Annotated in this window: 14 protein-coding genes; 7 read left to right on the forward strand and 7 right to left on the reverse strand. The window is 69.8% G+C overall.

All coding sequences use genetic code 11. The features are described from left to right. Positions 1-62: 62 nt before the first annotated feature. The 7 genes from MCHLDSM_RS32780 (at position 63) to MCHLDSM_RS32805 (ending at position 6,841) form a co-directional block, all read left to right on the forward strand. Positions 63-1,643: an SMP-30/gluconolactonase/LRE family protein gene (locus MCHLDSM_RS32780; protein ID WP_048473857.1), complete on the forward strand. Its 1,581-nt coding sequence runs from the start codon at positions 63-65 to the stop codon at positions 1,641-1,643. After that, positions 1,640-2,383, forward strand: coding sequence for a GntR family transcriptional regulator (locus MCHLDSM_RS32785; RefSeq protein WP_048473858.1), 744 nt, complete (start codon positions 1,640-1,642; stop codon positions 2,381-2,383). The genes MCHLDSM_RS32780 and MCHLDSM_RS32785 overlap by 4 nt, the downstream gene beginning before the upstream one ends. After that, the gene (locus MCHLDSM_RS32790) at positions 2,380-3,882 is read left to right on the forward strand and encodes an AMP-binding protein (RefSeq protein WP_048473859.1); all 1,503 of its coding nucleotides are present in this window, start codon (positions 2,380-2,382) and stop codon (positions 3,880-3,882) included. Before MCHLDSM_RS32785 ends, MCHLDSM_RS32790 begins: the two co-directional genes overlap by 4 nt. A gap of 1 nt (position 3,883) precedes the next feature. Next, positions 3,884-4,654: an SDR family NAD(P)-dependent oxidoreductase gene (locus MCHLDSM_RS32795; protein ID WP_048473860.1), complete on the forward strand. Its 771-nt coding sequence runs from the start codon at positions 3,884-3,886 to the stop codon at positions 4,652-4,654. After that, the gene (locus MCHLDSM_RS32800) at positions 4,651-6,132 is read left to right on the forward strand and encodes an AMP-binding protein (protein ID WP_048474180.1); all 1,482 of its coding nucleotides are present in this window, start codon (positions 4,651-4,653) and stop codon (positions 6,130-6,132) included. The genes MCHLDSM_RS32795 and MCHLDSM_RS32800 overlap by 4 nt, the downstream gene beginning before the upstream one ends. Before the next feature lie 76 nt (positions 6,133-6,208). Further along, on the forward strand, positions 6,209-6,364 hold the full coding sequence (locus MCHLDSM_RS37500; protein WP_006241027.1) for a hypothetical protein: 156 nt from the start codon (positions 6,209-6,211) through the stop codon (positions 6,362-6,364). A gap of 60 nt (positions 6,365-6,424) precedes the next feature. Next, complete coding sequence (locus MCHLDSM_RS32805) at positions 6,425-6,841, forward strand: hypothetical protein (protein ID WP_048473861.1); 417 nt, start codon at positions 6,425-6,427, stop codon at positions 6,839-6,841. Here MCHLDSM_RS32805 and MCHLDSM_RS32810 read toward each other — a convergent pair. The 7 genes from MCHLDSM_RS32810 to MCHLDSM_RS32840 all read right to left on the reverse strand — a co-directional run bounded on the left by MCHLDSM_RS32810 (position 6,829) and on the right by MCHLDSM_RS32840 (position 12,379). Then, entirely contained in the window at positions 6,829-7,557 is a 729-nt protein-coding gene (locus tag MCHLDSM_RS32810; protein WP_048473862.1) for an SDR family oxidoreductase, read from the reverse strand. The genes MCHLDSM_RS32805 and MCHLDSM_RS32810 overlap by 13 nt on opposite strands. Beyond that, a complete protein-coding gene (locus MCHLDSM_RS32815) occupies positions 7,550-8,485 on the reverse strand; it encodes a 3-oxoacyl-[acyl-carrier-protein] synthase III C-terminal domain-containing protein (RefSeq protein ID WP_048473863.1) in 936 nt (311 codons plus the stop codon). The genes MCHLDSM_RS32810 and MCHLDSM_RS32815 overlap by 8 nt, the downstream gene beginning before the upstream one ends. Continuing rightward, on the reverse strand, positions 8,482-8,730 hold the full coding sequence (locus MCHLDSM_RS32820; RefSeq protein WP_048473864.1) for an acyl carrier protein: 249 nt from the start codon (positions 8,728-8,730) through the stop codon (positions 8,482-8,484). Before MCHLDSM_RS32820 ends, MCHLDSM_RS32815 begins: the two co-directional genes overlap by 4 nt. Positions 8,731-8,743: 13 nt before the next feature. Then, the gene (locus MCHLDSM_RS32825; RefSeq protein ID WP_048419747.1) at positions 8,744-9,001 is read right to left on the reverse strand and encodes a biotin/lipoyl-containing protein; all 258 of its coding nucleotides are present in this window, start codon (positions 8,999-9,001) and stop codon (positions 8,744-8,746) included. Continuing rightward, the gene (locus tag MCHLDSM_RS32830) at positions 8,998-9,975 is read right to left on the reverse strand and encodes an alpha-ketoacid dehydrogenase subunit beta (protein WP_048473865.1); all 978 of its coding nucleotides are present in this window, start codon (positions 9,973-9,975) and stop codon (positions 8,998-9,000) included. The genes MCHLDSM_RS32825 and MCHLDSM_RS32830 overlap by 4 nt, the downstream gene beginning before the upstream one ends. Continuing rightward, positions 9,972-10,844, reverse strand: a complete 873-nt coding sequence (locus MCHLDSM_RS32835; protein ID WP_201780412.1) for a thiamine pyrophosphate-dependent dehydrogenase E1 component subunit alpha — start codon at positions 10,842-10,844, stop codon at positions 9,972-9,974. The genes MCHLDSM_RS32830 and MCHLDSM_RS32835 overlap by 4 nt, the downstream gene beginning before the upstream one ends. A 215-nt stretch (positions 10,845-11,059) precedes the next feature. After that, a complete protein-coding gene (locus MCHLDSM_RS32840; protein ID WP_048474182.1) occupies positions 11,060-12,379 on the reverse strand; it encodes an ammonium transporter in 1,320 nt (439 codons plus the stop codon). Positions 12,380-12,448: the final 69 nt, after the last annotated feature.

The following is a 12,448-nucleotide window of genomic DNA, read 5'->3' on the forward strand; positions in this document are numbered from 1 at the left end:
CTCGTCAAGGGTGTCTCGAGCGCTATTGTCTGGACTACTTCGGCTTGCTAACGTGCGGACGCATGAACGCCCGGTACCCCGCGCAGCCGACGGCTGCGGCGCCCGGCTGGCAGGTCCGGCGTGTCACCGCACCCAGTCGGCTCTACGGCGCGAACGGCCTGCGCACCGGGCCCGACGGACGCGTGTACATCGCCCAGGTGACGGGCAGTCAGATCAGCGCACTCGACGTCGCCACGGGCGCGGTGCACACCGTCAGCGCCCTGGGCGGTGACATCGTCGCGCCCGACGACGTGGCCTTCGGCGATGACGGGACGCTGTACGCGACCGAGGTGATGGACGGCCGGGTCAGCGCCCGTGACCCCGGCGGGCGGACCCGGGTGCTGCGCGACGATCTGCCGTGCGCCAACGGCATCACCGTGCACCGGGGCCGGTTGTTCGTCGGGGAATGCCGCGACGGCGGCCGACTGATGGAACTCCCCCTCGACGGTGGCCTGCCCCGGGTCCTGCTCGACGAACTGCCGTCCCCCAACGCGATGGAGGTGGGCCCGGACGGCCTGCTGTACTACCCGCTGATGACCGCCAACGAGATCTGGCGGGTGGACCCGGAGGGCGGTGAGCCGCAACGCGTCGCCGCCGGCCTCGGGGTGCCGGACGCGGTGAAGTTCGATGCCGAGGGCTTGCTGGTGTCCACGCAGGTGGCCACCGGTGAGGTGCTGCGCATCGATCCGCGTACCGGCGCGACGACCGTGCTGGCGCAGCTGTCGCCGGGCCTCGACAATCTCACCTTCGTCGACGGGCGGCTGTTGGTGTCGAACTTCACCGGCGAGATCACCGAGATCGGCCCGGACGGAACACCATCGACCGTGCTGCCGGGCGGGCTGAACTGGCCGCTCGACCTCACCGTCGCCGGCGGCCGCCTTCACGTCGCCGACGGCACCTACTTCTACGCCGTGAGCCCCTCGGGGGCGCTGGAGACGGTCGGCATGCTGTTCTCCCCCGGATACCCCGGCTTCCTGCGCGGGGTCACCGCCGTCGGCGCCGACGAGTTCGTCGTCACCACCTCTGGTGGGCAGGTCGCCCGATACCGGCCCGGAGCGGGTGAGACCGATTATCTGGCAACCGGATTCGATCAGCTCTACGGTGTGGCCGTCGACGCCCACGGCGGCGTCGTGGTCGCCGAACTGGGCACCGGCCGGGTGCATCGTCTGCACGGCGGCGCGGTCGAGACGATCGCGACCGGTCTGCGTGATCCGGTCGGCATCGCGTTCGACACCGACGGCGCACCGCTGGTCGCCGAGTCCGGGGCGGGCCGCGTCGTGCGGCTCACCTCCGGCGGCACGGAGGTCGTCGTCGACGGCCTGCACCGCCCGCAGGGCATCGCGGTGCGGGACAACCGGATCTATGTCGTCGACGCCGGCGCCAAAGAGCTCGTCGAGGTCGATCTCGGCACCGCGGCGCGCACACCGATCGCGACAGGCCTGCCCGTCGGGCCACCCCTGGGAGTCCAGCCCAAACCGCTGCGGGGCATGCCCCCGTTCTCCGGGCCCCAGGGACCGTTCGCGGGGATCGCCGCGGCGCCGGACGGCACGCTCTACGTCTCGGCTGACGGCGACGGCAGCGTGCTGGCGGTGATGCACGCATGACCGCGACCGCCGGTGACCACCGCTACCTGCAGGTGGCGCGCACTCTGCGCAAGGAGATCGTCGACGGGGTGTTCCCGGTGGGCTCACACCTGCCCACCGAACACGAACTCTGCGAGCGGTTCGCGGTGAGCCGCTACACCGTTCGGGAGGCGCTGCGACGATTGCGCGAGGACAACCTGGTGTCCTCGCGGCCCCGGGCGGGCACGCTCGTGGTGCCCCGGCCGGGCACCAGCTCCTACGCCCAGGACGTGATGTCGATCGACGATCTGCTGGCCTTCGCGCAGGGCGCCCGGTTCGCGATCGAGACCAACGCCATGCTCACCGTCGACGACGAGATCGCCGCCCGGGCCGGGCTGGCGAGCGGCACGGAATGGCTTGTGGTGACCGGATATCGGCGCGTCGACGAGCACAGCGCGCCCCTCTGCCGCACCGAGTACTACATCAACCGCAGCTTCGCCGCGGTGGGCCGGTTGCTGCAGCACCACGGCGGCCCCATCTTCCCGTTGATCGAGGACCTGTTCGGCGTCAGCGTGGTGGAGGTGCACCAGCAGATCTGCGCGGTCGTGCTGTCCGCCGACCTGGCCGGACCACTCGCGGTCGACGCCGGCTCGGCCGCGCTGCAGATGCAGCGCACCTACACCACCTCCGACGGCGAGACCGCACAGGTGACCGTCAACACCCACCCGTCGGCCCGGTTCCGGCACTCGATGACGATGCGCAGGGTGCGGGACACCCCGTGAGCCCGACGCTGGCCGACTGTCTGCGCGACGCGGCACGCCGCACGCCCGACCGCATCCTGATCCGCGGCGAGGGACGCACCGTCAGCTGTGCCGAGTTGCTGCAGCAGGCAACCGCTCTGGCGCATGCGCTCGTCGGCCGCATGCCCGCGGGCAGCGTGGTGTCGTTCATGGTGCCGAACTGGCCCGAGGCGGCCGTGATCTACCTCGGCGCCACCCTGGCGGGCATGGTGGCCAATCCGATCCTGCCGTCACTGCGCGACCACGAGCTGTCCTATCTGCTGTCCGACTGCGACAGCCGCGCGGTGTTCGTCCCGGATCGCTTCGCGGGGCACGACTACGTCGCGATGCTCGAGAGGGTCAGCGCGCAGCTGGCCTCGCCGCCGGAGGTCGTGGTGGTGCGCGGCGACCCGGGCTCGCACACCGCGTTGCCCGAGCTGCTCGACGAATCCGCCGCCGGCACCCTGCCGACGCTGCATCCGCACGCCACCCGGATGATCCTCTACACCTCCGGCACCACCGGTCGACCGAAAGGTGTTCTGCACAGCCATGACTCGATTCACGCGCTGATCACCCAGCTCGGCACCCACTGGCGGATCGAGCCCGGGGACACCTTCCTGGTGCCGTCCCCGGTCGCCCACATCGGCGGATCGATCTACGCCTTCGAGTGCCCGCTGCTGCTGGGCACCCAGGCGGTACTCATGCCCCGCTGGGACGCCGACGCCGCCGTGGCCCTGATGCTCGAACACCGGTGCACCCACATGGCGGGCGCCACCCCGTTCCTCGACGGGATCCTCGCAGCAGCAGAGCGGGCGGGCACCCGCCTGCCCGACCTCAAGGTGTTCATCTGCGGCGGCGCGTCCGTACCGCCGTCACTGATCCGCCGCGCCGCTGGATACTTCGACAAGGCTGCGGTGAGCAGGGTGTACGGGTCGACGGAGGTGCCGGTGACGACCGTGGGGTCCCTCGACGACGCCGACCGCGCCGCCGACACCGACGGCCGTCCCGGCATCGCCGACGTCGTGCTCGTCGACGGCGAGATCCGGGCCCGCGGCCCGCAGATGCTGACCGGATACCTGCACGCCGAGGACAACCGCGAATCCTTCGACGACGCAGGCTATTTCCGCACCGGTGACCTCGGCCGCTGGACCCAGGACGGCTACCTGGTGGTGACGGGACGCCGCAAGGACGTCATCATCCGCAACGGCGAGAACATCTCGCCCACGGAGATCGAAGACCTCCTCATCACCCACCCGCAGGTCGCCGAGATCGCGGTCGTGGGGGTGCCCGACGGCCGGACCGGTGAACGCGCCTGCGCGGTGATCGTGCCGGAGGGCCACGCCCACCCCGACGTCGGCACCCTGCGCGAGTTCCTGACCGGTCGCGGCGTGGCGACATTCAAGGCGCCCGAACAGGTGGTGCTCGTCGAGCAGCTGCCCAGAAACGACGCGGGCAAGGTGCTCAAGCACCGCATCAGGGCTGCGCTGACCGAGGAGGCGTGACATGCAGGTGGCCATCGTCACCGGCGCCAGCAGTGGCATCGGCTTCGCCTGTGCGACAACGCTTGCCGAGCAGGGCATGGCGGTGCTGGGCACCGGACGGGATCCGGACCGGCTCGCCGAGTTGGAGAACACCGTGGGCTCGGACCGCATCGCGACCGTGGCCGTCGACCTGACCGACGACGACGCGCCGCAGCGGATCGTCGGGGCCGCGCTGCAGCGGTGGGGCCGCATCGACTTCCTGATCAACAACGCCGGCATCGGCAGCCCGAAACCGCTGCACGAGACCGATGACGAGACGCTGGACCGCTTCCTGGCCGTCATGCTGCGCGCACCGTTCCGGCTCGCCCGCGACGCGATCGCGCACATGGGGCCGGGCTCGGCGATCATCAACATCACCTCGACGTTCGCCGTGGTGGGCGGACTGCGCGGCGGGGCCTACTCAGCCGCCAAGGGCGGGCTGACGGCGCTGACCACCCATATCGCCTGCCAGTACGGCGCGCTCGGAATCCGTTGCAACGCCGTGGCTCCCGGCGTCACGCTCACCCCCATGGTCGCCGCGCGGCTCGACGACGAGCGGTTCCGCAAGATCAACACCGAGATGACACCGCACCAGCGGCTCGGCCGCGTGGAGGACGTCGCGGCCACCGTGGCGTTCCTGTGCTCCGACGGTGGCAGCTTCATCAACGGGCAGACGATCGTGGTCGACGGCGGATGGAGCTCGACGAAGTACCTGTCCGACGTGGCGCTCAACTCGCGGTGGATCTCCCCGTGAACCTGTTCTCGCTGCTGGATCAGACCGCGGCGCGGCACGGTGACCGCGGCGCGGTCCATCTCGGTGAACAGCAGGTGCACACCTGGGCGCAGCTGCGCGAGCGTGCGCTGCGGATCGCGACGACGCTGCACGGCCTCGGACCGGGTGCGCGCATCGCGGTGGCCAGCGAGAACCGACCGGAGATCATCGAGGTGATGTTCGCGACCTGGGCCGCCGAAGCGGTCCTGGTACCGGTCAACGCCAAGCTGCACCCCCGCGAGATCGAGCAGATCCTCGTCGACGCCGGCGCCGCCCTGGTCTTCGCCTCGCCGTCGATCGCCGCGCAGCTGGCACCCGTGACCGGTGTCCCGATCGAGATCCTCGACGGGCCGCAGTACCGATCGCGCTGCACCGCGGCGCCGGCCGCCGCACCCCGGAACACCGATCCGACCTGCCTGGCATGGCTGTTCTACACAAGCGGCACCACCGGACGGTCCAAGGGCGCGATGCTCTCCCACCGCAATCTGATGGCCATGACGGTGGCGCACCTGGCCGACTTCGACTCCCCCGATGACCACAGCAGCCTCGTCCACGGAGCACCGATGTCCCACGGCTCGGGGCTGTACGTCGCGCCGTACGTCGCGCGCGGCGCCCGGCAGGTGGTGCCCGCATCGGGGGCATTCGACCCGACTGAGTTCCTCGACCTGTGCGCCACCCACCCCGGCTGCAGCGCGTTCCTGGCGCCCACGATGGTCGCCCGGTTGGTGCAGACCGGCCGGGACCGGCCCGCCCACCTGCGCACGATCGTCTACGGGGGCGGCCCGATGTACGTCGAGGACCTCAAGAAGGCGATGGCCGCCTTCGGGCCGGTCTTCGTCCAGCTTTACGGGCAGGGCGAGGCACCGATGACGATCACCGGACTGCGCCGGGCCGACCACCTCGGCGAACACGGGTGGGCCCCGGACGCCGTGCTGGGGTCGGTCGGATACGCCCGCTCAGGTGTCGACGTCGCCGTGCTCGACGCCGGCGGGCGACCCGCCGCCGTCGGCGAGGTGGGCGAGATCGTCTGCCGCGGGGACGTGGTGATGGCCGGCTACTGGAACAACCCCGCGGCGACCGAGGCCACGCTGCGCGACGGCTGGCTGCGTACCGGCGACATGGGTTCCTTCGACGCCGCCGGCAACCTGACGCTGCGAGACCGGTCGAAGGACGTGGTGATCAGCGGCGGCAGCAACATCTATCCCCGCGAGGTGGAGGAGGTCCTGCTCGAGCATCCGGACGTGGTCGAGGCGGGCGTCGTCGGAGCGCCCGATCCGGAGTGGGGCGAGATCGTGGTGGCGTTCATCGTCGGGCAGGCGCCGCCCGCCGAGCTGGACGCCCTCCTGCTCGACCGCATCGCGAGGTTCAAACGGCCCAAGCGGTACCTGTATCTCGACGAGCTGCCCAAGAACAGCTACGGCAAGGTGCTCAAACGCGAGTTACGCGCGCGACTGGATTGATCGGTTTGGTTTTGACGGAATGGGTAATTCCTGCACCGAAGACGAACGCTCCTACATCTGAAGATCGGAACTGATCATGATTGTGCTCGGCATCATCCTCCTGTTGATCGGCTACTTCACCAGCCTGTCGATCCTCTACACGATCGGTGCAATCCTGGTGGTGGTCGGAGTCGTGCTGTGGATCCTCGGTGCGGTGGGCCGCCCGGTCGGTGGTCGAAAAGTCTGGTTCTGACCGGCCGACACGTTCGGCCAAAGCCCCCGGTGCCGCCAGGTTGTGCGGCATCGTTGATCCATGACACAGAAGGTTCCCAGCCCTAAAGAGATCAGAGCGGCTGCGCAGGCAGCGGCCGATGCCGCCCAGACGGTGGCATCGACCGCCCTGCGCATTCCGCCTGCCTCCATCCAGCTCGCGGCCGAGATGCCGGACCTGATCGAGAATCTCGCGACCGCAACCCAGCGACTCAATGCCGTGATCGATCGCGCCGAGCGCTACCTCGCGCTCGCCGACCCGATGCTGCGCACGATGGATGCGCTGCTCCCCCAACTCGAAGCGTTGGTCGCGACCGGCAACGACGTCTACCGCACGGTGTCCTCGATGCCGGGTGTGTCGACGCTGGGCCGGTTCACCAACCGCGGCGCAGGTGAACCTCCCCGCGAGGAGAAGCCGACCCGGCGACGGTCGTCCCGGCCGAAGCCTCAGTCGACGTAGCCGGATCCGCCGACGTAGACGGTGGTGCCGTCCGGCGGTGGCGCGTCGACCGCCGCGACGATCGCGGCGGCGAACTCTTCCACGCTCGGCAACGGCCCGTCCGCCCGCCGCGCCGCGACCCCGTCGCGGTCACCGCGCTCGAGCAGACGCAGCATGACGCTCCCCTCCAGCAGATCCCCCGAAACCACCACCAGATCAACATCTTCGGCTGCCAGTTCGGCACGCAGCGCGTGTTCGCCCGCGTGCTTGCTCTCGGCGACCGGCGCGTAACCGGCGATCGGAACCGGCATCCGACCGAAGAAGTGCGCCGGGTGGCTCGTGACGAAGACGACGAGCCCTTTCCCCGACATCGACGCGACGGCGCGGCGGGCCACCGCGAGCTGTGCGTCGCGGTTGAGCCGCATCGCGTAGCCGGGCTCGGCGTGGCGCTCCAGCCCTCCGGACGCGTTGAGTATCAAGACATCCAGCCCGCCCAGCCGCTCGTCGATGTCGTCGAACATCGCGGCCACGGCGGGTTCGTCGCACAGATCCGCCCGCACCGCCGTCGCGTCGGCACCCGCGGCACGCACACCGTCGACGACCTCGGCGGCACGTCGCTCCTTCTCCCGGTAGTTCACGACGAGGTGCCGCCCGGGGCGGGCGAGCAGGCGGGCGACCTCCGCGCCGACGCCACGGGACGCGCCGGTGATCAGGACGACCTGGGGCCGGTCAGCCATGCGGGGTGCCGGTGAGGTCGTAGTCGACCATCACGCCGCCCCACGCCTCCCCCGCGCCGTAGGCGACGAGCAACGCCCTGCCGGCCGCCGGGATCGTGCCCTCGGCCAGCGACGCGCCCAGCGCCAACGGAATCGAGGCCGCCGAGGTGTTGCCGAAGTTCTCGACACAGTCCACGAACACGGCCGAGCCGATGTCCGCCTCGTCGCGCACCCGCTGCAGGATCCGCGAGTTGGCCTGGTGTCCGATCACGATCGAGGGTTCGACGTCGTTCTCGCGCAGGATCTTCGCGGTCTCGGTCATGGTCCGGACGGCGCGGTGGTAGACCCGGATGCCGTCGAGCACGATGCCCTTGCCGATCTGTCCACGCATCAGGTCGGCGCCGGCGCCGTCCGACCCGGCGTGCCAGCGGTGCTTGCGGAACTCCGGCCGCGGTTGCAGGAGCACCGCCGCGGCGCCGTCCCCGAACAGGGGTCCGGTGTTGCGGTCGGTCTTGTCGAGCATCCGTGACATCGCCTCGACGCAGCAGACGATCACCCCGGCGCCGTCGCCGGCGTCGCACAGCGACAGCCCCGAGATCAGCCCGTAGATGAAACCGCTGCAGGCCGCCGACATGTCGAAAGCCAGGATGTCGTTGGGCAGGCCGGCCTTGGTCGCCACCCGCTGCGCGATACCGGGCACGGCGCCACCGGCGGAGCTGCTCACCACCAGCAGCGCGGAGATCCTGCCCTCCCCGTGGCGGGCGACCAGCGGGGCGCACACCCGGGCGGCCACCTCGTCGAGCGGTTCCGATTCGTCCATCCACCAGCGCGCACCCACCCCCGTGCGGCGGCGGATCCACTCGTCGGTGAGTCCGATGGCATCGAAGTACGCGTTGGGGACGTGTTCTCCGCTTGTCTCCGTGACGATGTCGACGATGCCGGCGTTCACGGCGCGTCGATCAATCCCAGGAAGTACGTCTTGATGTCGGCGGGGCTGACGCATTCGTCGAGCCGCTCGAGGTCCGCCTCGACGCCGAATTCCCTCTCGAGGAGTTCGGTGAGTTCGGCGACGTCGAGGGAGTCCAGGTCGAGATCCCATATCGCGGTGCCGAGATCCTCGACGCCGGCCTCGGGAGATCGCCGTCGCACGATCTTGAGCACGATCGTGTTCATACGTTCATCGATGGATGCCATCGTCTACGACCTTTCACCGTCGCTCGTCGAGTTTGTACAACACCGAACCTGATGTCGTGATCGACCGTGCACCGACGACGATCTCGACCACCGTGCCCGCTCGCTCGGCCATCAGCTCGACGCTGCTCTTGTCGGTCTCCAGCACGGCGACCACGTCCCCCCGCTCGACCACATCGCCGACCGACACCAGCCATTCGACCACGAGGGCATCGGTGAGGCCATGCCCGAAGTCGGGGACATGGATGTCGACGGTGTTCTCGGCGCCGCTCACCGGCACATCTCCTCGATCGCGTGGGTGATCTCCGGCCGGCCGATCAGATGGTCGTTCTCGCGGTCGGCGGGCGGGTAGGTGGCGCGCGGCGGAGCCAGCCGCCGCACCGGCGCGCTGAGCTGATGCCAGGCGCGTTCGGAGACGGTGGCCGCCAATTCGGCTCCCACACCGCAGAATCCGACCGCCTCGTGCACGACCAGCAGCCGAGTGGTGCGGGCGACGGAGGTCAGCACCGCGTCGACGTCCATCGGTGCGATCCAGCGCAGGTCGATCACCTCGACGTCGACGGTGCCGGCCAGTGCGTCGGCCGCGGCGAGCACGTCCTCGAGGACCGCCCCGTATCCGGCGACGGTGATGTCGGATCCGCGGCGCACGACGCGCGCGCCGAGCGCCGAGACCGGTTCCTCGAGACGCTGGGCGCGTCGGCGGTTCCAGTACAGCCGCTTGGGTTCGAAGAAGACCACCGGCGAGCCGAGACGGCAGGAGTACGCGAGCATGGCGGCCGCGTCCTCGGGGTCCGACGGGTACGCGACGTGCAGGCCCGGGGTGTGGGCGAACAGCGCCTCGTTGGACTCGCTGTGATGCTCCACCGCGCGGATGCCGCCACCCACCGGAACCCGCACCACCAGATGCAGATCGAGCTCCCCGTTCCAGCGGTCGGGCATCCTGGCCGCCTGGGTGACGATCTGGTTCATCGCGAGGTAGACGAAGCCGTCGAACTGGATCTCGCAGATCGGTTTGAGGCCGGCGATGGACATTCCGATCGCCTGACCGACGATCGACGATTCGGCCAGCACCGCGTCGCGCACGCGGCCCGCGCCGAAGCGTTCCTGTAGGCCCCGGGTCACGCGGAACACCCCACCGAGACGGCCGATGTCCTGCCCGATCAGCACCACCGACGCGTCGTCGTCCATCAGCCCGCGCAGAGCGCCGTTGAGTGATTCGGCCAGGCAGTGGGGCCGTGCGCTGGTCATCGCCCGAAGGCCTCCACCATGGCCCTGCTCTGCGCCGCGACGTCGTGCGCGACGTCGTCCAGCCAGGGGTCGTCGACCAGGCCGGCATCGTGCAGCCGCTGCCGGTAGCGCAGCACCGGATCGCGCGACGCGGCGGCCGCGAGTTCGTCGCGGTCGCGGTAGACGGTGTGGGCATCAGAGCTGCTGTGCCCGGCGGTGCGGGTGGTCTGGATCTCGATCAACGCCGGCGTGCCGGTGCTCTCCACGTGCCGTCTCGCGGTAAGACACTGCAGGTAGGTGTCATCGGGATCGTCGTCGGGCACCGTCCAGGAGGTGATGCCGAAGCCGCGCGCGCGAGTGGCGATCGAGGTCAGCATCTGTTCGTGACTGGGCTTGGAGATCGCCCACCCGTTGTTCTGCACCACGAACAGCACCGGCGCGGACTCGACCGCGGCCAGGTTCATCGCCTCCGAGACGTCGCCCTCGCTGGTGGCTCCGTCACCGAGATAGACGACGACCGTCTCGGCGCGGTCCTGCAGCCGGCGCCCGATCGCGTACCCGACGGCGTGCAGCGTCTGCGCCGCGACCACCAGTGTGTAGGGGAAGAACCGGTGCCGACGCGGATTCCACCCGCAGAAGGTGCGCCCGGCCCACTGCGCGACCAGCCCCACACCGTCGATACCGCGGACGACCGCGACGGCGTGGTCTCGGTAACTGGGGAAGATCGTCGCCGCGTCGCCGATGGCCATCGCCGAGGCGACCTGCGCGGCTTCCTGCCCACGGCAGGACAACCACAGATCCACCCTGCCCTGATTCTGCAGCCGGACGGCTTCGTCGTCGATGCCGCGGGCCACGAGCATGTGGCGCAGCATGGCACGGCTTGTCTCCACGTCCACAGACGTTGCCACGTCGGTCAATCCAGCACCGTCCCCGTCGGTGTCAGCATTTCGGGACCGCTCCCAACATCCGGCCCACCCGCACCCGGCCCTACTGCCGGACGCGCCGTGAGGCTGACCTTTGGTTCAACTTCTTAGGCACTGTAACTTACCGCACCGTCGAAAGTCTGGTGTTGCTCTCAGCAACGTCGACCGGCGGCCCGGCGCGTTCAGCCGGCGGCGTCCTCCGAGGACGACGGCCGGGGTGCGGTGGCCCCGGAGGAACCGAACAGACCGGACCGCGGGGGCGCGCCGTGCCCGTGAACGCCCTCGGCGTAAGCGGTTTCAGCGTGCTGGGAGAAGTCGACGCCCGACACCTCGTCCTCGGCGCTGATCCGGAAGCCGATCAGCCGGTCGATCAGCGTGGCGAGGACGAACGACGCCGCGAACGCGTACGCCGCGACCACGAGCACGGCCACCACCTGCTTGCCGAGCTGCGCCAGGCCGCCGCCGTAGAACAGCCCGTTCGCGCCGCCGGTCATCACATCGGTGGCCAGCAGCCCGATGAGCAGCACGCCGACCACCCCACCCACGAAGTGCACGCCCACGACGTCGAGCGAATCGTCGTAGCCGAACCGGAATTTCAGACCGATGGCGAAGGCGCACACCACGCCTGCGGCCAACCCGACCACGACCGCGCCCAGGGTGTTGACGGTGCCGCACGCCGGGGTGATCGCCACCAGCCCGGCCACCACACCGGAGGCCGCGCCGAACGTCGTCGGCTTCCCGTCACGCAGCTGCTCGACCGTGAGCCAGCCCAGCATGCCCAGACAGCCGGCCACCAGGGTGTTGAGGAAGATCGCCGCGGCTGTGCCGTTGGCCGCCAGCGCCGACCCGGCGTTGAACCCGAACCAGCCGAACCACAGCAGCCCGACACCGAGCAGCACGAACGGTAGATTGTGCGGACGCATGGCGTCCTTCTTGAAGCCGATCCGCGGGCCGAGCACCAGCGCAAGCGCCAAAGCCGAGGAACCCGAGACGATTTCGACCACGAGACCACCGGCGTAGTCCAGCACACCCCACCGGAACATCCATCCCCCGGGAGCCCACACCCAGTGCGCCACAACGGCATACACCACGACCACCCAGACCGGGACGAACACCACCCACGCCGCGAACTTGGCCCGGTCGGCGATGGCGCCACTGACCAGGGCCGCGGTGATGATCGCGAAACTGAGCTGGAACGTCACGAACAGCAGCTCCGGCACCTGTCCGTGCAGCGTGTCGGGGGCGATTCCGCTCAGCCCGGCGTGCGCCAGATCGCCGATCACCCCGCCGGCGCCGGTGCCGGAGAACGCGAGGCTGTACCCGAGGAGCAGCCACGTCACCGTCACCAGCGGGATCGCGATGAAGCTCATCATGATCATGTTCAGCACGCCGGTGGTGCGCACCATGCCGCCGTAGAAGATCGCCAGGCCCGGCGTCATCAGGAGCACCAGGGCGGTGCTGGCCAGCAGCCATGCGGTGGCGGCGGGATCGAGCTGGTTCACGGTCGACACTCCTTCGGGTCCCGACCGAGAATGTCGGCTCCGCGTTTCGGGCACGCGGCGATCATGTTT

The sequence above is a fragment of the Mycolicibacterium chlorophenolicum genome (genome assembly GCF_001044235.1).
GTDB classification, from domain to species: Bacteria; Actinomycetota; Actinomycetes; order Mycobacteriales; family Mycobacteriaceae; genus Mycobacterium; species Mycobacterium chlorophenolicum.